Genomic DNA, 19,479 nt, shown 5'->3' with positions numbered 1-19,479 from the left:
GTTTTCGTATGAGTGAGCACATGAAGGACCACGAGGCGTGGGCCGAGTTCGGTGACGTGCTGCGGTTGCCGATCAACCCCGAGACCGATTATGTCGGCGGGATTCCCTGGGAGGGAGCCGGGTTCAAGCCTGAGTTGCCGCTCGTCGACATCGGCCCCGGCTCGGGCCTGACGACGGTCGCGCTCGCCGAGCAGTTCCCCGACGCCGAGATCATCGCCGTCGAACCCGACCCGTGGATGCGCTCGATGCTCATGATGCGCATCGCCGAGCGCGACTCGCTGCGTGCACGCGCCACCGTCGTGCCGAACTCGATCCTCGACGCGTGGATGCCCGAGCAGATCGGTGGCGCGCTGCTGTTCAACGTCATCTACTTCCTCGGCGGACGCGCGCGCCTCGCGTTCTGGGATCGCATGGCGCAGGTGCTGCCCGAGGGCGCACCGGTCCTCATGAGCCGCGCGTACGGCGTCGTCGACACGGGTGAGGAGCTCGTGCGCACGGCGAGTTCGACGATGGGGCGCAACACCTACGAGCGGTGGCGTCAGACGGTTCCGGTCAAGGACGGGCGCGTCGAGATCACCAACACGTACAAGACGATCCGCGGCGGCGAGGTCGTGCGTGAGGTGACGACGAAGATCGCGCCGTTCTCGCTCGACGAGGAACTCGTCGTCTCCGAGATCCCGATCGGCAAGTTCGCCATCGAGGAACTGAGCGAGAAGTACCTCGTCATCCGCCGCGCGCCCGACATCCGACGCTGAGCGCTCGTCGCAGACCGCTTGCCTGAGGTCTGAAAGTCCGCAATTCGTGATTGCAGTCCTCACGAGATGAGTTGAGGTCCGAAACCCTGCAGTGCAGAGTGTCGGACCTCAACTCGTCTGGGCCGGGTTCGCACAGCGTGGGAGGTCACACGACGCGCAGGGCCTCGACGGGCGTCACCGTCGTGGCGCGACGCGCGGGCGGCAGGGCCGCGACGAGGACCAGCGCGAGAGCTGCGACGACGATGACGGCGAGCACCTCGAACGGTAGACCCCAGACGAAGCCGTCGTTGCCGGCCCCGATGAGCGACTGCGCGCCGAGCGAACCGAGCAGCACGCCGAGGGCGATGCCGACGAGCACGGCCGTCAACCCGAGCGCGAGCGACTCGCGCGTCACCATGCCGCGGATCTGACGCGCCGTGAAGCCCATGGCGCGCAGCATGCCGATCTCGCGGCGGCGCTGGATGACGACGAGCGACATCGTGCTGACGAAGCCGACGCCCGCGATGATCGAGGCGATGACGACGAGCGCCATCATGAGGATCGAGACCATGTGCATGACGTCGAGCGCTTGTGCCCTCTCAGCGGCGCTCAGATCCCACGTCGTGATCGATTCCGACAGCGCGGCGCTGCCGGAGGCGAACGTCGTGACGAGGCCGACGTCGATGACGAGGCCGAGCGTGGCGCGCGTCGTGCGCATCGGGTCGGCGACGGCGTTGCGGCGTGCGATGCGCGCGTCGGGGCCGGCTCCGAGCGGGCGTCCGAAGATGGCGACCAGGCGCGGCAGGACGAAGGGCGCGCCCGTGATGAGACCGAGACGGCGCACGCGCGCGTCGCGGTGCACGCCGAGCTCGGCGCAGATCGGGGCGTAGAGAAAGTCACCGAAGATGATGAAGGCGTGCGGGTCGACGAGCTGCATGGCGCCGCCTGCTGCCGCCAGGACGAACATCAGGCGCAGGGTGTGACGGCGGACGAGGAACGCAATGAAGATCGCGACGTTCGCCGCCACGCCCCACCCGGAGCCGTTGCGGCCCGACATGACGCTGAGCGACAGCCCTGTCAGGGCAAGTGCAAGGAGCCCCTCGGCCGCCATGATCCAGCGTCGCGCACGTGGCCCGCGGCTCCAGATGTCGTTCACCCGCCCAGCTATTCACGCCGCGCCGTCGTCATCCTGTGGTGGGATGAGCGCGCGGTAGCGACGCACCGCCGGCGAGGAAGCTTGCGGCAGCCCGCCGCCGTCCGCCTGCTGGACGACGGCGACGTGCGGGTGGTGGTGTGGGGCGCGTCACCCCTAGGTTTGGTGGCATGCGCACGGTTCGGGGAGTGAGTCTCCTTCTTCGTTGCCGCGGTGGGGCCAACTAGTCGGCCATCCTCACCGCGGGGTTGAATGGTGCTCGGCCGGCACCCGCAACGAACGCAGTGAGGCGAACACCACCCATGCACGGATCTCAGCAGCCGACGACGATGCCGATCGGCAAGTACGTTCCCTTCCACGAGCAGATCAAGGTCGACCTGCCCGACCGCACGTGGCCCGACAAGATCATCGAGAAGGCGCCGCGTTGGTGCGCCGTCGATCTGCGTGACGGCAACCAGGCGCTCATCGACCCGATGGATTCCGAGCGCAAGATGCGCATGTTCAAGCTGCTCGTGCAGATGGGCTACAAGGACATCGAGGTCGGTTTCCCGTCGGCGTCCGACACGGACTTCAACTTCGTCCGCGAACTGATCGACGGCGGCCACATCCCCGACGACGTGACGATCCAGGTGCTGACGCAGTGCCGCGACCACCTCATCGAGAAGACGTTCGACGCCATCAAGGGTGCGCCGAGCGCGATCGTCCACTTCTACAACTCGACGTCGGTGCTGCAGCGTCGTGTGGTGTTCAACCTCGACGAGGACGGCATCGTCGACATCGCCCTGCAGGGGGCGCGGTTGTGCAAGAAGCTCGCCGAGACGATCCCCGAGACGAAGGTGTACTTCGAGTACTCGCCCGAGTCGTACACGGGCACCGAGCTCGAATTCGCGGCGCGCATCTGCAACGAGGTCATCGGCGTCATCGAGCCGACGCCCGATCACAAGATGATCATCAACCTGCCGGCGACCGTCGAGATGGCGACGCCGAACGTGTACGCCGACTCGGTCGAGTGGATGTCGCGTCACCTCGACAGTCGCGAGTCCGTCGTGCTGTCGCTGCACCCGCACAACGACCGCGGCGAGGGTGTCGCGGCTGCGGAGCTGGGCTACATGGCGGGCGCCGACCGCATCGAGGGCTGCCTGTTCGGCAACGGTGAGCGCACCGGCAACGTCTGCCTCGTCACCCTGGGCATGAACCTGTTCGGTCAGGGCATCGACCCGATGATCGACTTCTCCGACATCCAGACGATCCGTTCGACGGTCGAGTACTGCAACCAGCTGCCCGTCGGCGAACGTCACCCGTACGGCGGCGACCTCGTCTTCACGGCGTTCTCCGGTTCGCACCAGGACGCCATCAAGAAGGGCTTCGACGACATGGAGCGTCAGTCGAAGGAGACGGGCAAGTCGATCGACGAGCTCGTCTGGGGTGTGCCGTATCTGCCCGTCGACCCGCACGACGTCGGGCGCTCGTACGAGGCCGTCGTGCGCGTCAACAGCCAGAGCGGCAAGGGTGGCGTGTCGTACCTGCTGAAGAGCGAGTACAACCTCGACCTGCCGCGCCGCCTGCAGATCGAGTTCGCTGGCGTCGTGCAGCAGTGGACGGACACAGCCGGCGGCGAGGTGACGCCGCAGTGGCTGTGGTCGACCTTCTCCGACGAGTACCTGCCCGGCACCGGTGAGGGCGAGCGCGCCTGGGGTCGTTTCAAGCCGGTCGGCAGCCAGCTCGACTCGACGGACGACGGCCGCGACAAGATCACCGTCCGTCTGCTCGATCGCGGCGAGCCCGTGACGATCTCGGGTGAGGGTAACGGACCCATCGACGCCTTCTTCGACGCGCTGAGCACCATTGACGTCGACGTGCGCCTCCTCGACTACACGGAGCACACGCTCTCGTCCGGCGAGGATTCGAAGGCTGCGGCGTACGTCGAGTGCGCCATCGGCGACCGCGTGCTGTGGGGCGTCGGCATCCACGAATCGACGGTGCGTGCGTCGCTCATGGCGATCCTGTCGGCCGTCAACCGTGCCGAGCGTGACGCGGAGGCGGCTGCGGCCTGACGGCTGGGCCAAGGGTTGTGGAGGTTCGCGCTCTGGGTAGCGCGAACTTCCACAACTATTTCGGTGTTCCGCGACGCATGAGGCCCTCGGTGCGACACGGCATAATGGGACGAGCGGGTGGAACCCAGCGACCGGGGAAGGTGCTGGGCTCCACCCGCTTCGTCGTGTCAGGGTGACGGGCGTTGTGCGACATACCGCGGGGAGCGCTCACAAGAGCGCCGCATCCGATGACATGCCCGGTCGCCGATGCTTGGACGGGGGCAGCGGAGCGCGACAGGAATCGTGGGGGAGGCGTCGCAACTCTCGCTCGATCCAGCGCATGATGACGGCGACGACGTAGACCTGATGCTCGTCTGTCAGCGGGTGGTGCTTGACGATGCCGTGGTGCTTCGCGAGGCATCCGCGGCAACAGGTCGCCGTCGCGTGTTGAGCCAGGAAGACCGGATGGCCGCGCATCGGGGTCTGCCGGCCGTCGTTGTCGGGATTGGCAGCGGCGAGGCGCTCGCCGATGAAGCGCGCGGCATGGGTTTCGATCTCGCGACGCCCCCGATCGCGCGCGTACCGCGCATCGGCCGGGCTGAGATGGAACTTCGCCCTGAACGATGATCGCCCGATCCGGTCGATCGCGCCGTCAAGGGTTTCGACACTGCGGGTCGCAAGAGTGGGCGTCGAAGAACGGGGCCGTGGGTCGGGCATGGCTACTGCTCCCCAGGTCGTCGAGGCGCGGGCGCCGTGGGCGCGTCCTGTGGTCCCACGCCCCTCGGCTGCAGGCTGACGGCATGCGTCACGGGGTTGAATCTCATCTCACGTCGTAGGGCCGGAACTGGATGCTGATGCGAGGCCCGACGGACTTCGTCGTCTTCGGAACGGCATGCTCCCAGGTCCGTTGACAAGAGCCACCCATGACGAGCAGGTCGCCGTGGCCGATCTGGAAGCGCAGGCTCTGCCCGCCACCGACGGGGCGAAGCGCCAGTGTGCGCGGCGAGCCAATCGAGACGATGGCGATCATCGTGTCCTTCGTGCTCGAGCGGCCCTCCTTGTCGCCGTGCCACGCGACGGAATCACGGCCGTCACGGTAGAGGCACATGCCGGCGGTGGTGAACGGCTCGCCGAGTTCGGGGGCGTAATGGTCGCTCAGCGCGCGTTGGGCGTCGCGCATCACGGGGTCGGGCCAGCGTTCGTCGCCGCGGTAGAAGCGCAGCAAGCGGGGCGTGGTGACCTCCTTGTCCCACATGACGCGACGCTCGCCCTGCCAGTCGACGCCCGCGCTGCCACCGAGCATGAGGCGGCTGAACAACTCGTCAGCGCCGGTGATGAAGCCGGGGCGCAGGTCGACCCAGGCCCCGCGCGTCAGCTCGGTGCGACGGACGGCGCCTACGAGCGGACGCACGCCGACCTCCTCGACCTGGTCGAGCAGCGACCCCTGTAGACCTGCGAACATGTGTTCGATTATGCGCCTCTTGTCCTGACTCGTCCAGCCCCGCCCTTTGCGCCCAGATGCACCCGGGTGCAGTTGGACGCAGGGGGAAACGGCGGGGGTGGGGGAGCAGAACGCATGTCGGCGGCTGAGGCATGCCTGGGGACGCATCCGCCCGGCGAGTTGCGCCGTCAGCGGACGAGACGCGGGCCCGCTATCGCTGACGCAGGCAACCGCGAGACAATGGAGACATGCCTCCCCTCTACCGTGACGCCGCCATCGTGCTGCGCACCCACAAGCTGGGGGAGGCCGATCGCATCATCACGATGCTGACGCGCAATCACGGCAAGAAGCGCGCCGTCGCGAAGGGCGTGCGCAAGACGAAGTCGAAGTTCGGGGCGCGTCTCGAGCCGGGCATGGTCGTCGACATCCAGCTGCACGAGGGGCGCAACCTCGACGTCGTCACTCAGGTCGACCTCCTCGCCTCCTACGGCGACGCCATCGCGCAGGACTATCCCTCCTACACCGCGTGTGCCGCGATGCTCGAGACGGCAGACCGGCTCTGCGAGGATTCCGACCGCGTCGTGGCCCACTTCAACCTTCTCGCCGGGGCGCTCGCAGCGCTCGCGCAGCGTCAGATCCCCGCACATCTCGTGCTCGACGCCTACCTCGTGCGTTCCGTCGCGACGGCCGGGTGGACGCCGAGCTTCATCGACTGCGCCGGCTGCGGCGACCCCGGCCCGCAGCGTGCGTTCAACCTCGCCGTCGGTGGCGCCGTCTGCCCGCAGTGCCGCCCGCCCGGATCGACCGCGCCGATGCCCGAGACGTTCGTCCTCATGGACGCCCTGCTGCGCGGCGACTGGATCGCCGTCGCCGCGACGAGCGACGACGCGCGTCGACAGTCGAGCAACCTCATCGCCGCATACGTCGAATGGCACCTCGAACACGGCGTGCGCTCGCTCAGGCACGTCGATCGCGGCGACTACACCGTCGTCGCTCGCTCGACCCCACCCGCGACACCCGCCGAGCCCGCGCCGCACGACGTGCCCCCGGCGTCCTGAGAGACTGTCCTCACCGAGACGTCGGGACACCTACGTCACGCAGCACGACGACAAGAATCACGACCCGAAGGACGACGCCCGTGCCGATCTCACCCGACCCGCACCCCAGCGGCGCCACGCCGCCCGCGATTCCTGCTGAGCTGGTGCCGCAGCACATCGCGATGGTCATGGACGGCAACGGGCGTTGGGCCAACGAGCGCGGTCTGCCGCGCACGAAGGGCCACGAGGCGGGTGAGGCGATGCTGATCGACGTCGTCGCCGGCTGCATCCAACTCGGCGTCAAGAACATCAGCGCCTACGCGTTCTCGACGGAGAACTGGCGCCGTTCGCCGGAGGAGGTGCGCTTCCTCATGGGCTTCAACCGCGACACGATCCGTCGTCGCGTCGACCTGCTCGACTCGTGGGGCGTGCGCGTCATCTGGTCGGGGCGCAAGCCGCGGCTGTGGCGTTCTGTCGTGCGCGAGCTCGAAGTCGCCCAGGAGCGCACGAAGAACAACACCGTCTGCACCCTGCAGATGTGCGTCAACTACGGCGGGCGCGCAGAGCTCGTCGATGCCACACGCTCGCTCGCTGACGACGTCGCGGCCGGCCGGTTGAACCCGAAGAAGATCACCGAGAAGACGATCCAGAGCTACCTCTACGCGCCGGGCCTGCCGGACGTCGACCTGTTCGTGCGCAGCTCCGGCGAGCAGCGGACGAGCAACTTCCAGCTATGGCAGAGCGCCTACGCCGAGATGGTCTTCCTCGATACGCTGTGGCCCGACTTCGACCGTCGCAAGCTGTGGGAGGCCGTCGACATCTACGCCCGGCGCGACCGTCGCTATGGCGGAGCCGTCGACGCCGTCGCCGCTCAGCAGGCTGCGGACGACGCTGCGGCGGCAGCTCGGGCGCCGTCGAAGCCCAAGCCGTCCTACGACCCGGTGCTCATGGGGGACCCCGACGCTGACGGCGGCGGCATCTACGAGGACGACGGCCTCATCGACTGACCCGGCCCCCCTGCGATTTACGAAGGTCGACGAAAAGCGCACAGAGGGACGCAGTTCGCAGTGGTGTCAGATGCCGGCCGCGTCGCCTGATTCACCCCTCGAGACCGGAGTCCGGGGCAGTGCCGTCATGGTATTCAGTGCCGCCGTGACGCGTTAGAGCCGCCGTGACACGGTGGAGACGGCGCCTTCGTGAGGTGTTTGCGCCGTCGCCATGCGGCAGGGTCAGTGCCGTCGAGACATTCGGTGCGGTCCTGACGGGAGAACCCGCCGCAACGCTTCGGGCGACTCAAGGCCCCGCGTCAGAGGGGGCGGAAGCAGAGGCAGCGGCGGCGTCCTGACTGCACGCGCGACACAGCCCGAAGATCTCGAGCTGGTGGCTGACGGCGGTGAAGCCGTGCTCGGCGGCGATGCCGGAGGCCCAGCGTTCGACCGTCGGGCCCTCGACCTCGACGGTGCGTCCGCACCGTCGGCACACGAGGTGGTGGTGGTGCGTGGGGGAGCAGCTGCGGTAGACGGCTTCACCGTCGTCGGTGCGCAGCACGTCGACGGTGCCGTCCCCGGCGAGCGCCTGCAGGGTGCGGTACACCGTTGCGAGGCCGATCGTCTCACCGTCGGCGCGCAGCTTCGCGTGCAGATCCTGCGCGGAGCAGAACTCGCCGCAGCCGTCGAGCCTCTCGGCGACGGCGCGCTGCTGGCGTGTCGGTTTGCGCGCACTCATCGGACATCCGTCCAGACTCGTCGAAGCTCGAAGCGTCCTGCGCTGTCACACCGCATCATGCGTGCCTTTCGAGGTCTCGACGGCGGGTCGGTGGGCGTCCCAGTGGTCGCCGTGCGGCGCGTGGAACTCACCGTCGTGAAGGTAGTCGACGTGGTCGCCGTGCGGGACGGACGGGTGCCCGCAGCCCTGCCGGTGCTCGTGCGCGTGGTGCGACACCCGTCGCGCCTGACGAGCGCGCACGGCGTGCACGGTCATCGCCACGAACGACGCGAGCAGGAACAGCGCGATCGCCGCGAGCACGACGGTACCGCCGGGCGGGGTGTCGAGGTAGTACGCGCTGGTGACGCCCAGCGCACCGCTGAGGCAGCCCACGACGACGGCTGCGGCCGTCGTCTGACGGAAGCTACGACCGATCAGCTGGCCCGTCGCGTTGGGCAGGATCATGAGCGCCGAGATGAGCAACAGGCCGATGACGCGCATCGACAACACGACCGTCACCGACGTCAGAATCGACAGCAGCAGATTGAGCGGCACGACGGGCAGCCCCACGGCCCGCGCGTACTCCTCGTCGTTGGCGACGGCGAACAGGCGCTTGCGCAGCACCGTCGTCGCGCCGACGGCGACGAGGGCGAGCGCGCCGAACTGCCACAGCTGGTCGCTCGTCGTCGTGAGGATCGAGCCGAACAGGTACTGACTGATCGACGTCTGCCCCGCGTTGTCGGCGCGTGAGAGCAGTACGACGCCCGCCGCGATACCGCCGTAGAACATGACGGCGAGGGCGACGTCGGCGTTCGTCGTCCCGCGCAGGCGGATGAACTCGATGATGCACGCCGCGACGACGGCCGCGATGAGCGCCGTCAGGATCGGCGAGGCGTGCAGGAGCACCCCGATCGCGACGCCGGCGAGCGCGACGTGGCCGATGCCGTCACCGATGAGCGACAGCCGTCGTTGCACGAGGAACACCCCGACGGACGGCGCGGCCGCCCCGACGAGCAGCGCGGCGACGAACGCGTATCGCATCGCCTCGAGGACGAACAGGTCACCCACGGTGGCCTCCGATCAGAGCGTGGAAGGGAGCGACGGGACGCACGGGCGCCCCATCAGAACACGTAGCGAGCGACTCAGCCACGACGATCCCCCTCCCTGAATCGCCCGTGATCGGGCGCGAACCTGGCGTCGTCGAAGGGTCCGCGCGCGTAGCCCGGCGCGTGGTGCGGCAGGTCCTCGGCGTGGTGGTCGTGGCCGCCGAGCGACGCCCCACCGAGCGACGCGCTGACGCGCTCGCCGTAGCGCGCGGGCGGTCCGTCGAACGTCACGGCGCCGTGCGCGACCTCGACGATGCGCGTGACGATGCCGTGCAGCGCCTCGATCTCGTGCGTGACGATGATCATCGTCACGCCACTCGCGGCGAGGCGCTCGAGCACCTCGGCGAGTACCTCCTGACTGGCGGTGTCGACGCCGGCCGTCGGCTCGTCCATGACGAGGATGTCGGGCTGCGCGGCCAGCGCGCGGGCGATGAGGACGCGTCGGTGCTGACCCCCGGAGAGGGTGGCGACGTCGTCGCGGGAGCGATCGGCGAGCCCGACCTCGGCGAGGGCCGCGGTGACGAGCCGGCGATCCTCGGCGTCCGCGCGTCGGTACCAGGGCCGGTGCGGCAGGCGACCCACCTCGACGACCTCTTCCACCGTCGCGCGCACCGACGCCGACAGCGTGTGCCGCTGCGGCACGTAGCCGATGCGCGTGCGCGCCTTGAACGAAGATGCGGGCGTGCCGAACAGCTCGACCTGCCCGCTGACGTGGTCGTTGAGGCCGAGGATGCCGCGCATCAGCGTCGACTTGCCGGAGCCGTTCGGCCCGAGAACCGCGATGATCTCGCCGGGGTTCACCTCGAGCGAGACACCGCTGACGACCGCGCGGCCGTCGTAGCCGAACGCGGCGTCGCGCAGTCGCAGGATGGGGGAGACGCTCACGAGCAGCCCTGGCCCTTCTTCAATGTGGCGAGGTTGGATCTCATCACGGCGAGGTAGTCGCTGCCCTTGCTCGCATCCGTCAACCCTTCGATCGGGTCGAGGACGTCGACGCGGGCGCCGGTCTGGGAGGCGATGGTCTGAGCCACCTTCGGCGAGACGAGGGTCTCAGCGTAGATCGTCGTCACCTTGTTCTTCTTCACGTAATCGCTGATCGACGACAGCTGCGCCGGCGTCGGCTCGGCCTCGGGGGAGACACCCGACGCGCCGCGCTGCGTCAGCCCATATCGTGCCGCGAGGTAGGCGAACGCCTCGTGGCCGGTCACGATCGTCCGGTTCGTGCAGTGAGCGAGGCCGCCACGGTACTCGGCATCGAGGGCATCGAGATCCTTGACGAGTGACGCGGTGCGCGTGTGGTATCCGTCGGCGTGCTCGGGGTCGTCCTTGGCGAGCCGGTCACCGATCGCCTGGACGACGGCCTTGTAGCGCACCGGGTCGAGCCAGAAGTGCGGGTCGGAACCGCCGGCATGGGAAGCGTGCTCGTGCTCGCTCTCGTCATGGTGGCCCTCCTCTTCGGCTGTGAGGTCGAGGTCGGCCTGCGGCGAGACGTCGAGTGCGCGCCCGGCCTTGGCGCTCGAGGCGACGGCGTCGTCGACGCTGGCCTGGAAGCCCTTCGCGTAGACGATGAGGCCGGCGTCCGCGACGGAGGCGACCTGGCGGGGCGTGAGCTCGACGTCGTGCGGCTCCTGGCCGGCCTTCGTCAGGTTCTTGACGGTGACGTCTGGTCCGCCGATGCGTTCGAGCGCGTACTGCATCGGATAGAAGCTCGCCAGTGTCTGGACGCGGCCGTCGTCGGTGCGCCCGTTCTCGGAGCCGCAGGCGGTGACGCCGAGCCCCAGGGCGGCGGTGAGAGCAACGGTGAACGAGCGATGCATGAACATGACAATGATTCTCACTCAAAGTGAGAATCATTGTCAAAACATGGGGTTACCTCGGGAACGCCAGCACGATCGTCACGCCCAGCGTCAGCACGATGACGGCGGCGCGCGCGAGGCGGTCGAGCGGGCGCAGCTGCTGCCACGACAGGTACAGCAGCCAGGCGAGGAAGGCGGTGACGAGGCCGAACGCGACGGCTCCGACGACGCCGCGCACCGCGATGCCGACGATCATGAGGACGGCGAGGACAGCGAGGATGACCCACTGCGGCAGGCGCGCCAGCGCCCCGATCGCCGGGTCGGAGGCGTGCATGGCCTTCGCGCGGCTCGTGCTGACGGAGACTTCGGGTCGTGGTTCGTTGCGTGACACGGCACCAGGGTAGTGGGCGCGGGCCGGGTGCTGCTCCAGTCGTCATGTCGCCCGCCTTGCGCGCGAGTGGGACACTGGAAGGCGATGACTGTTCTCGAAGCCCCTCCCGCACCCGGTGCGCTCGTGCGCGACCCGTCGGCGCTGCCGCCGCTGCAGATCGGACGGCACACCATCACCTCGCCCGTCGTACTCGCGCCGATGGCGGGCATCACCAACCGTGCGTTCCGGCGCCTGTGTCGTCAGTACGGCGATGACGGCTCCGTCGCCGCGGGTGCGAGCGGCGCGACGTCGCTCTACGTCAGCGAGATGATCACCTCGCGCGCTCTCGTCGAGCGCGTTCCGCTCACGATGAAGCTCATCGAGACCGACCCCGACGAGAACCCGCGCTCCATCCAGCTCTACTGCACCGACCCGCTCAACGCCGGCAAGGCGGCGCGCATCCTCGCCTCGGAGGGCCGTGCGGACCACATCGACCTCAACTTCGGCTGCCCGGTGCCCAAGGTGACGCGCAAGGGCGGCGGTTCCGCGCTGCCATGGAAGACCGAGCTGTTCCGCGGCATCGTCAGCGCCGTCGTGCGCGAGGCGAGCCCGTACGACATCCCCGTCACCGTCAAGATGCGCAAGGGCATCGACACCGATCACCTCACCTACCTCGAGGCGGCGCGCATCGCCGAGGGTGAGGGCGTCGCGGCCGTCGCGCTGCACGCCCGCACGGCCGCACAGGCGTACTCGGGCCACGCGGACTGGTCGGCGATCCGCACCCTCAAGGAGACCGTGACGAGCATCCCGGTGCTCGGAAACGGTGACATCTGGTCGGCCGAGGACGCCATGCGCATGGTCGCCGAGACAGGCTGCGACGGCGTCGTCGTCGGGCGCGGCTGCCTCGGACGGCCCTGGCTGTTCACCGACCTCGCCGCGGCCTTCGCCGGTTCCGACGCCCGCGTCGACCCGACGCTCGGTGAGGTCTGCGCGACGTTGCGCCGCCACGCGGAGTACCTCGTCGAGTTCTACGACGACGAGCTCAAGGGCTGCCGCGACATCCGCAAGCACATCGCCTGGTACTTCAAGGGCTTTCCGGTCGGCTCGCAGCTGCGTCATCAGCTCGCGCTCGTCGACTCCCTCGCCGCGCTCGACGACCTCGTCGCCGGGCTCGACCTCGACGCCCCGTGGCCCGGCGCTGCGGCGGACGGGCCGCGCGGTCGCGCGGGCAGCGAGCGACGCGTCGTCCTGCCCGACGGGTGGCTCGACACGCAGGAGCTCACCGCCGAACAGGCCGCCTGGGTGGCCGAGGCGGAGGCGGAGAACTCCGGGGGCTGACACGCCAGGCGTGTCACGGATCACATCACCCCGGTAGTTCATCGCCCCGTTGCACGCTCGGCATCCAGGAGGACTACCGTGGAGAACAAAGCGTCGCGATGCGGCGCGCCAGCAACACGACACATCAGCGCGTAAGGGGCATGTGGTGAACAACGTGGAGGGCGCGAAGAGCGCATCCGATTCCGTCGACGTCCTGCTCGTCGGCGGCGGCATCGTCAGCGCGACGCTCGGTGCCATGATCCAGCGGGTGCACCCCGAGTGGTCGCTCACCGTCTTCGAACGTCTCGACGAGGTCGCCCTCGAGAGCTCGAACGGCTGGAACAACGCGGGCACCGGCCACGCCGCGCTGTGCGAGCTCAACTACACGCCCGAGGCGGCCGACGGCAGCGTCAACATCTCGAAGGCCATTGCGATCAACGGCCAGTTCCTCACGACGAAGACGTTCTGGGGTTCCCTCGTCACCGAGGGCGCGATGCGTGAGCCGTCGACGTTCATCAACAACACGCCGCACATGGCGTTCGTGCGCGGCGATGCGAACCAGAAGTTCCTGCGCGAGCGCTTCCGCCTCATGAGCGAGCACCCGTTCTTCCACGACATGGAGCACTCGGAGGACTACGGCCAGATCGAGCAGTGGTCGCCGCTGCTCATCGAGGGCCGCCCGGCCGGTGAGAAGATCGCCGCGACCTACGCCCCGAGCGGCACCGACGTCGACTTCGGCGCCGTCACCCGTCAGCTGTTCGAGGACTTCGTCGCCCGCGGCGGCGCACTCGAGCTCAAGCACGAGGTCACCGACATCGAGCGCAATGCCGACGGCTCGTGGAACGTCACCGTCAAGAACCTGCGGGACGGCGCGACGCGCGTCGTGCGCACGAAGGTGCTCATGCTCGGCGCGGGCGGTTACACGCTCAAGCTGCTGCGCAAGGCCGGGGTGCCCGAGGTGAAGGGCTACGGTTTGTTCCCCGTCTCCGGCACGTTCCTGTCGACCGAGAACCCGGCCGTCACCGCCAAGCACCAGACGAAGGTGTACGGCAAGGCCGCCGAGGGCGCGCCGCCCATGTCGATGCCGCACCTCGATGCACGCATCATCGACGGCCAGCGCACCGCGCTGTTCGGCCCGTTCGCCGGTCTCGTGCCGAAGTTCCTCAAGGAGGGCTCGGTTCTCGACCTCTTCCAGTCGCTGCGCACCGACAACGTGCTGCCGATCGCGACCGCCGGCCTTGAGAACCTCGGCCTGACGAAAGTGCTCGCGCAGGATCTGCTCGCGAACCAGGCCAAGCGCATCGAGGCGCTGCACGACTTCGCGCCGACGGCCGTCTCGGACGACTGGAAGCTGTTCACCGCCGGCCAGCGCGCGCAGATCATCAAGCCCATCTCGGGCACGAAGGGCACGCTGCAGTTCGGCACCGAGGTGATCACCTCCGCGAACGGCACGATCGCGGGTGTGCTAGGCGCGTCGCCGGGTGCGTCGACCGCCGTCCCGATCGCGCTCGACATCCTGCGTTCGTCGTTCAAGGACGAATGGGAGCGTTGGGAGAACGAGCTGCGCAGCGTCATCCCGATGCTCGGCACCGACGTTGCGAGCGACCCCCACCGCGCGCTCGAACTCGAGGCCGAGTCTGACACGAAGCTGGGTCTGCCCAAGCGCGGCTGACCCACGCTGACACGACGAACGGCCGGCCCCTGCACGAGCGGGGGCCGGCCGTTCGCGTCTGTCACGGGTGGGGCAGCGAAGGGTGCGAGATCGCCGAGGGGCGCGACGGCTCGGTTCAGTCGCGTTCGACGGGTCGTTCGGGGTCGCTGATCCAGTCCGACCACGACCCGATGTAGACCGCCGGGTCGTCGAACACGCCGCTCACCTCGAGCGCGAGCGCGAGATGCGCGGCCTGCACGCCGGAGCCGCAGTAGACCCCGACGCGTTCATGACGTGGGATGCCACGCGCGGTGAAGCGCGTGGCGAGGTCGTCGCTCGTGAGAAAGCAGCCGTCGGCGCCGATGTTGCTCAGCGCCGGGATGTTGACGGCGCCGGGGATGTGCCCGGCGACCGGGTCGATCGTCTCGTTCTGGCCGGCGAAGCGGTCGGCGGGGCGGGCGTCGACGAGCAGGTGACGCGCGGCGAGCTCCTCCGCGCCGTCGGCATCGACGAGAGTGAGGTGGCGGGGCGTCGCGATGAAGTCACCGCGTTGCGTTGGCGTCGGATCGCCCCCCTCGAGCGCCCCGCCGGCCTGCTTCCACGCGGCGAGACCGCCGTCGAGCACCTGCACGTCGAGCTTGCCGAAATAGCGCAGCAACCACCAGCAGCGGGCCGCGGCGAGGCCGTTCGCGGCGTCGTAGACAACGACGGGCACATCGTTGCGGACGCCGGCGGCGCGCATCGCGTCCTGGAACCGATCGAGCGACGGCATCGGATGACGCCCGCCCGCGCCGTCGTCGCTGACCGCGTCGCTGAGGGCGTCCTCGAACTCAACCCAGCAGGCGCCGGGCAGGTGTGCGTGCAGGTACGCCTCGTGCATCGAGGGCTGCCCGAGCGCCCACCGCACGTCGAGCAGGTGGAAGCGTTCGCCGGCTTCTAGGCGTGCGGCGAGTCGGTGAGCTGACACGAGCGGGTGCGGCAGGTGCGTCATGCTGTCAGCGTAGCGAGCCGGGGCCCGGCGTGGCGCCCGATGCGACGGCTGTTGTCGGCGTCGTGTGGCACGCTTTAGGCATGTGCCGCAACATCCGCCCGCTCAACAACTTCGCGCCCCCCGCGACTGACGAGGAGGTGCGTGCCGCAGCCCTGCAGTACGTGCGCAAGATCGGCGGCTCGGCCAAGCCGTCGAGCGCCAACGAAGCCGCCTACGAGCGCGCCGTCGACGTCATCGCGCAGGCCTCGCGCGAGCTGATCGACTCTCTCGTGACGAGCGCGCCGCCCAAGGACCGCGAGGTCGAGGCGAGCAAGGCGCGCGCCCGCGCGGCGCAGCGCTACGCGGCGGTGGCGAGCTGATGGCCGACATCATCGTCGAACCCGTCGGCGAGGCCGAGCAGACCGTTCTCGACGGCTGGCTCGATGACGCGGCGCGCTGGAACATAGACGTCACCGACGTCGCGACGATCGACGCGGCGTACGAGAGTTACGTCGACCGGGTCATCGCGCAGGACGAGACCGAGCGCGAGGATCCGACGCCGTTCGTCGCGATGATCGGCTTCGCGCTGGGGCAGTGGTTGACCCTGGAGACGGTGCTCGAGTGGCGGGTCATCACGGACGCCGAGGGCCGCGACATCGGGCTGTCGCTGCCGGACGAGTCGAGCATCATGTTCCCGAGCGACTTCGTCGCCGATGCCTGGAACGAGATGCAGCGCGACTGGCTCGCCGACTGGGCACGCGACCTACGCACGCAGCTCGAGGTGCTTCGCTGAGCACGTACGCGGCGCGCGATCGGGAGCGCTTCGTCGCGGAGGATCGCACCCGCAAGCGCAGTGATCGTGACGACTTCGCGCGCGATCGAGCGCGCATCGTGCACAGCGCCTCGCTGCGGAGGCTGTCGACGAAGACGCAGGTGTGGCAGGCCGGGACGGACGACTTCGTGCGCAACCGGTTGACGCACTCGCTCGAGGTCGCGCAGATCGGGCGCGAACTCGCGGACGCGCTCGGTTGCAACTCGGACGTCGTCGACGCCGCATGTCTCGCGCACGACATCGGCCACCCGCCGTTCGGGCACTTCGGCGAGAGCGTGCTCGACGCGCTCGCGGCCGACATCGGCGGGTTCGAGGGCAACGCGCAGACCTTCCGGCTGCTGACGCGCCTCGAGGCGAAGCGGCACACCTCGGGAGGGCGCTCCGTCGGGCTCAATCTCACGCGCGCGACGCTGGATGCGGCGACGAAGTACCCGTGGCGCCGTGGCGAGGGCCCGGCGGGCACCACGAAGTTCGGTGTCTACGAAGACGACGCGGACGTCTTCGCGTTCGTGCGCACCGAGGCGCCGGCACGCACGTGCCTCGAGGCGCAGGTCATGGACTGGGCCGACGACGTCGCCTACAGCGTCCATGACATCGAGGACGCCGTCGCGGCCGGTGCGCTGGAGTTGCGGGCGTTGCGCTCGCCGGCTGAGCGTGCCGGCGTCATCGCCGCGGCGCGCGCCCGGTACGCGCCCGATCTGAGTGATGACGCGCTCGCGGAGGCCTTCGACGCCCTGCTGCACGACGACCTGCCGGCATCGTTCGTCGGTTCGCGCCGCGATCTGGCGGCGTTGAAGGACATGACGAGCAAGCTCATCGGCCGTTTCGCAGCGGCACCCGAGGACGCCACGCGCGCCGCGTACGGCCACCAGCCGCTCGCGCGGTACGACGCTGTGCTCGTCGTGCCCGACGACGTGCGTGCACAGGTCGCGGTCCTCAAGGGAATGTCGGCGCACTTCGTCATGTTCACGCAGGCACGCGAGGCGCAGCACCGGGTGCAGCGCGAGGTCGTCGAGTCACTCGTCGCCCGTCTCGTCGCTGATCCCGAGCGCATGGACGTACCTTTTCTCGACGACGCGCGCGCCGCGGCCGACGATGCCGGCGTGCTCCGCGTCGTCATCGACCAGGTCGCGTCGTTGACGGACGGGCGAGCGCTCGCGGAGGCGGCGCACGCCCCGTCGTGACGATCGGATGGGGTTGTCGGTGGCCGCGCCTACACTTACGGTGCGTGCCGAGCCGGCCGTGGCCGGGCATCGCGTGAGGTGGGAAGGAGTGACGTGGCGGGGCTGATCAAGGCAGAGGACATCGCTGCCGTGAAGGATCGCGTCAACATCGAGGACGTCGTCTCCGAGCACGTGACGCTGCGGCGCGCGGGCGCCGGTTCGCTCAAGGGGTTGTGCCCGTTCCACGACGAGAAGACGCCGAGCTTCACCGTGCGTCCCGCCGTCGGTGTCTATCACTGTTTCGGGTGCGGTCAGTCGGGTGACGTCATCTCGTTCGTCATGGAGACCGAGCACCTGTCGTTCACCGAGTCCGTCGAGCGCCTCGCCGCGAAGGCCGGGATGGTGCTGCGTTACGAGGAGGGCGAGCGGCCCGACCGTGAGCCGCCGGGGCGGCGCATGCGGCTCGTCGAGGCGCACCGCGTGGCGGAGGAGTTCTACACCGAGGCGCTGCTTCGCGACCCGTCTGCCCGCGCCGGGCGGGATTTCCTGCGCGCCAAGGGTTTCGACGGCAAGGCCGCGCAGCACTTCGGCGTCGGCTTCGCGCCACGCACCGGCGACGCGCTGACGGCGCACCTGCGCGCCAAGGGTTTCAGCCCCGAGGAGATGACGACTGCCGGGCTCGTCGGTCAGTCGTCGCGGGGCCTCTACGACCGGTTCCGTGGCCGCGTCGTCTGGCCGATCCGCGACATCACGGGCGACACCGTCGGCTTCGGCGCGCGCCGCATCTTCGAAGACGACCGCATCGAGGCGAAGTACCTCAACACGAGCGAGACGCCGGTCTACAAGAAGACCCACGTCCTGTACGGGTTGGACCTCGCGAAGAAGACGATCGCGCGCGAGCGACGCGCTGTCGTCGTCGAGGGCTACACCGACGTCATGGCCGCGCACCTCGCGGGCGTCGACAATGCCGTCGCGACGTGTGGCACGGCGTTCGGCGTGGATCACATCAAGTCGTTGCGTCGCATCATGCGTGACGAGGCCGGGGGCACCCCCGCGCGCGTCATCTTCACGTTCGACGGTGACGCCGCCGGCCAGAAGGCGGCGATGAAGGCGTTCGACGAGGATCAGCGCTGGGCGAGCCAGTCGTTCGTCGCCGTCGCGAAGGACGGGATGGACCCGTGCGACCTGCGCCTGCGCCAGGGCGATGAGGCGGTGCGCGGTCTCATCGAAGACGCGGTGCCGATGTTCGAGTTCGCCGTGCGCACGACGATCGCGGGGTTCGACCTCGACCACGCGGAGGGGCGCGTCGCCGCCATGCGCGCGGTGGCCCCCATCATCGCCGGCATCCGTGACCAGACGCTGCGGCCCGAGTACGTGCGCACGGTCGCCGGGTGGATCGGAGTCGAGATCGAGCAGCTCAGCGCAGCCGTGCGCACCGCGCCGCGCGGCAAGCTGAGCGAGCGACGCCCGCCGCGGCGGGAGGAGTCGCCGGCCGCATCGCGGCAGGGTTCTCAGCAGCCATCGTCGGGCCCCGGCGGTGGGCAGCGCGAGGGCCAGAGCGTGTCGGAGGCCGCTGAGCCGCAGCGTCCGAGCATCCCGAAGCCGAACCCGCGTGATCCGTCGATCGCGGGGGAGCGGCAGCTGTTGCAGGTGATGCTGCAGTACCCGGAGTCGTTGAAGGGCACCGTGTTCGATCAGCTCGTACCGGGGGACTTCAGCGCGCCGGCGCACCAGCTCATCCTGGCGGCGGCGATCGGGGCCGGCGGACCGGGTTCCGTGGCGTCGATCGGGGCGTGGAACGAGGCCGTGCGGCGCGGCACCGACCCGCAGCTGCATGACGTGCTCAACGAGCTCGTCGTCCGTGACCTGCCGACGAAACTCGACGAGGCGACGGGCCGCCCGGATGAGCGTTATGTCGCGGCGCTCATCCAGAACGTGCAGGAGGGCGCGCTCAGCTCGGCGATCGCCGATGCCATGGGGCAGCTTCGCCGGCTCGACCCGAACGCGCCGGGTTACGCAGACGCCTCCCGTGCAGCGAGTGCGCGCCTGTTCCAGTTGCAGACGCAGCTCAACGCGCTGCGCGAGGCCGGTCTGAGATAGGTGCCCCGGGCGAGCGCAAGGCTGCGATTGTGAACGCGCGTCGAACCTTTGCTATAGTTACGGCGCGCCAAA

19 protein-coding genes are annotated in these 19,479 nt (G+C 69.2%); 10 read left to right on the top strand and 9 right to left on the bottom strand.

Features of this window, described 5'->3' with window-relative positions; all coding sequences use genetic code 11:
• Nucleotides 1–8: 8 nt before the first annotated feature.
• Nucleotides 9–755 carry a class I SAM-dependent methyltransferase gene (locus J4Z35_RS03105; protein ID WP_231729510.1) on the top strand — a complete coding sequence of 249 codons (747 nt, stop codon included), beginning with the start codon at nucleotides 9–11 and terminating at the stop codon, nucleotides 753–755.
• Between the two features lie 145 nt (nucleotides 756–900).
• Here J4Z35_RS03105 and J4Z35_RS14805 read toward each other — a convergent pair whose 3' ends face one another.
• A complete protein-coding gene (locus J4Z35_RS14805) occupies nucleotides 901–1,890 on the bottom strand; it encodes an ABC transporter permease (protein WP_208065338.1) in 990 nt (329 codons plus the stop codon).
• Nucleotides 1,891–2,189: 299 nt separating this feature from the next.
• Here J4Z35_RS14805 and leuA point away from each other — a divergent pair, with 299 nt between their 5' ends.
• The gene (gene leuA, locus J4Z35_RS03095; protein ID WP_074039893.1) at nucleotides 2,190–3,941 is read left to right on the top strand and encodes a 2-isopropylmalate synthase; all 1,752 of its coding nucleotides are present in this window, start codon (nucleotides 2,190–2,192) and stop codon (nucleotides 3,939–3,941) included.
• A gap of 207 nt (nucleotides 3,942–4,148) precedes the next feature.
• Here leuA and J4Z35_RS03090 read toward each other — a convergent pair whose 3' ends face one another.
• Together J4Z35_RS03090 and J4Z35_RS03085 are read right to left on the bottom strand one after the other, a co-directional pair.
• Nucleotides 4,149–4,637, bottom strand: a complete 489-nt coding sequence (locus J4Z35_RS03090; protein ID WP_144694479.1) for a DUF4186 domain-containing protein — start codon at nucleotides 4,635–4,637, stop codon at nucleotides 4,149–4,151.
• Nucleotides 4,638–4,740: 103 nt separating this feature from the next.
• Nucleotides 4,741–5,382, bottom strand: a complete 642-nt coding sequence (locus J4Z35_RS03085) for an alpha-ketoglutarate-dependent dioxygenase AlkB (RefSeq protein WP_038568664.1) — start codon at nucleotides 5,380–5,382, stop codon at nucleotides 4,741–4,743.
• A gap of 227 nt (nucleotides 5,383–5,609) precedes the next feature.
• Between J4Z35_RS03085 and recO the strand changes: the two genes are divergently transcribed.
• Entirely contained in the window at nucleotides 5,610–6,419 is an 810-nt protein-coding gene (recO, locus tag J4Z35_RS03080; RefSeq protein ID WP_074039899.1) for a DNA repair protein RecO, read from the top strand.
• Between the two features lie 80 nt (nucleotides 6,420–6,499).
• Nucleotides 6,500–7,405: an isoprenyl transferase gene (locus J4Z35_RS03075; RefSeq protein ID WP_074039902.1), complete on the top strand. Its 906-nt coding sequence runs from the start codon at nucleotides 6,500–6,502 to the stop codon at nucleotides 7,403–7,405.
• 286 nt (nucleotides 7,406–7,691) lie between these two features.
• Here the strand turns inward: J4Z35_RS03075 and J4Z35_RS03070 are convergent, their stop codons facing one another.
• The 5 genes from J4Z35_RS03070 to J4Z35_RS03050 all read right to left on the bottom strand — a co-directional run bounded on the left by J4Z35_RS03070 (nucleotide 7,692) and on the right by J4Z35_RS03050 (nucleotide 11,395).
• Entirely contained in the window at nucleotides 7,692–8,123 is a 432-nt protein-coding gene (locus J4Z35_RS03070) for a transcriptional repressor (protein ID WP_006944276.1), read from the bottom strand.
• Between the two features lie 45 nt (nucleotides 8,124–8,168).
• Nucleotides 8,169–9,170, bottom strand: coding sequence for a metal ABC transporter permease (locus J4Z35_RS03065; protein WP_144694477.1), 1,002 nt, complete (start codon nucleotides 9,168–9,170; stop codon nucleotides 8,169–8,171).
• A gap of 74 nt (nucleotides 9,171–9,244) precedes the next feature.
• A complete protein-coding gene (locus tag J4Z35_RS03060) occupies nucleotides 9,245–10,093 on the bottom strand; it encodes a metal ABC transporter ATP-binding protein (RefSeq protein WP_115297172.1) in 849 nt (282 codons plus the stop codon).
• Nucleotides 10,090–11,031, bottom strand: a complete 942-nt coding sequence (locus tag J4Z35_RS03055; RefSeq protein WP_243754810.1) for a metal ABC transporter substrate-binding protein — start codon at nucleotides 11,029–11,031, stop codon at nucleotides 10,090–10,092. The genes J4Z35_RS03060 and J4Z35_RS03055 overlap by 4 nt, the downstream gene beginning before the upstream one ends.
• A 46-nt stretch (nucleotides 11,032–11,077) precedes the next feature.
• Nucleotides 11,078–11,395: a DUF6703 family protein gene (locus tag J4Z35_RS03050; RefSeq protein WP_006944183.1), complete on the bottom strand. Its 318-nt coding sequence runs from the start codon at nucleotides 11,393–11,395 to the stop codon at nucleotides 11,078–11,080.
• Nucleotides 11,396–11,479: 84 nt separating this feature from the next.
• Here J4Z35_RS03050 and dusB point away from each other — a divergent pair, with 84 nt between their 5' ends.
• Nucleotides 11,480–12,712 (top strand): tRNA dihydrouridine synthase DusB, encoded by a 1,233-nt coding sequence (gene dusB, locus J4Z35_RS03045; protein WP_006944180.1) that lies wholly within the window; start codon nucleotides 11,480–11,482, stop codon nucleotides 12,710–12,712.
• A gap of 145 nt (nucleotides 12,713–12,857) precedes the next feature.
• Nucleotides 12,858–14,363 (top strand): malate dehydrogenase (quinone), encoded by a 1,506-nt coding sequence (gene mqo / locus J4Z35_RS03040; RefSeq protein ID WP_254653964.1) that lies wholly within the window; start codon nucleotides 12,858–12,860, stop codon nucleotides 14,361–14,363.
• A 115-nt stretch (nucleotides 14,364–14,478) separates the two neighbouring features.
• Here the strand turns inward: mqo and J4Z35_RS03035 are convergent, their stop codons facing one another.
• Nucleotides 14,479–15,333, bottom strand: a complete 855-nt coding sequence (locus J4Z35_RS03035; RefSeq protein ID WP_006944323.1) for a sulfurtransferase — start codon at nucleotides 15,331–15,333, stop codon at nucleotides 14,479–14,481.
• An 80-nt stretch (nucleotides 15,334–15,413) separates the two neighbouring features.
• Here J4Z35_RS03035 and J4Z35_RS03030 point away from each other — a divergent pair, with 80 nt between their 5' ends.
• The 4 genes from J4Z35_RS03030 (at nucleotide 15,414) to dnaG (ending at nucleotide 19,407) form a co-directional block, all read left to right on the top strand.
• Entirely contained in the window at nucleotides 15,414–15,692 is a 279-nt protein-coding gene (locus J4Z35_RS03030) for a DUF2277 domain-containing protein (RefSeq protein WP_040014394.1), read from the top strand.
• Nucleotides 15,692–16,105: a DUF3806 domain-containing protein gene (locus J4Z35_RS14355; protein ID WP_006944331.1), complete on the top strand. Its 414-nt coding sequence runs from the start codon at nucleotides 15,692–15,694 to the stop codon at nucleotides 16,103–16,105. Before J4Z35_RS03030 ends, J4Z35_RS14355 begins: the two co-directional genes overlap by 1 nt.
• Nucleotides 16,102–17,328, top strand: a complete 1,227-nt coding sequence (locus J4Z35_RS03025; RefSeq protein ID WP_038571115.1) for a deoxyguanosinetriphosphate triphosphohydrolase — start codon at nucleotides 16,102–16,104, stop codon at nucleotides 17,326–17,328. Before J4Z35_RS14355 ends, J4Z35_RS03025 begins: the two co-directional genes overlap by 4 nt.
• A gap of 93 nt (nucleotides 17,329–17,421) precedes the next feature.
• Nucleotides 17,422–19,407 carry a DNA primase gene (dnaG, locus tag J4Z35_RS03020; RefSeq protein WP_038568650.1) on the top strand — a complete coding sequence of 662 codons (1,986 nt, stop codon included), beginning with the start codon at nucleotides 17,422–17,424 and terminating at the stop codon, nucleotides 19,405–19,407.
• Nucleotides 19,408–19,479 lie beyond the last annotated feature (72 nt).

Origin of the sequence: Dermacoccus sp. NHGro5, assembly GCF_017565385.1 — a bacterium.
GTDB lineage: Bacteria > Actinomycetota > Actinomycetes > Actinomycetales > Dermatophilaceae > Dermacoccus > Dermacoccus nishinomiyaensis.
This window is presented reverse-complemented; position numbering and strand designations above follow the sequence as displayed.

Excerpts from the sequence above, each read along its gene's own strand:
- J4Z35_RS14355 (WP_006944331.1), top strand. The coding sequence starts at position 15,692 with ATGGCCGACATCATCGTCGAACCCGTCGGCGAGGCCGAGCAGACCGTT.
- J4Z35_RS03105 (WP_231729510.1), top strand. The coding sequence starts at position 9 with ATGAGTGAGCACATGAAGGACCACGAGGCGTGGGCCGAGTTCGGTGAC.
- J4Z35_RS03055 (WP_243754810.1), bottom strand. The coding sequence starts at position 11,031 with ATGTTCATGCATCGCTCGTTCACCGTTGCTCTCACCGCCGCCCTGGGG.
- J4Z35_RS03035 (WP_006944323.1), bottom strand. The coding sequence starts at position 15,333 with ATGACGCACCTGCCGCACCCGCTCGTGTCAGCTCACCGACTCGCCGCA.
- J4Z35_RS03070 (WP_006944276.1), bottom strand. The coding sequence starts at position 8,123 with ATGAGTGCGCGCAAACCGACACGCCAGCAGCGCGCCGTCGCCGAGAGG.
- J4Z35_RS03085 (WP_038568664.1), bottom strand. The coding sequence starts at position 5,382 with ATGTTCGCAGGTCTACAGGGGTCGCTGCTCGACCAGGTCGAGGAGGTC.
- J4Z35_RS03030 (WP_040014394.1), top strand. The coding sequence starts at position 15,414 with ATGTGCCGCAACATCCGCCCGCTCAACAACTTCGCGCCCCCCGCGACT.
- J4Z35_RS03090 (WP_144694479.1), bottom strand. The coding sequence starts at position 4,637 with ATGCCCGACCCACGGCCCCGTTCTTCGACGCCCACTCTTGCGACCCGC.
- leuA (WP_074039893.1), top strand. The coding sequence starts at position 2,190 with ATGCACGGATCTCAGCAGCCGACGACGATGCCGATCGGCAAGTACGTT.
- dusB (WP_006944180.1), top strand. The coding sequence starts at position 11,480 with ATGACTGTTCTCGAAGCCCCTCCCGCACCCGGTGCGCTCGTGCGCGAC.
- recO (WP_074039899.1), top strand. The coding sequence starts at position 5,610 with ATGCCTCCCCTCTACCGTGACGCCGCCATCGTGCTGCGCACCCACAAG.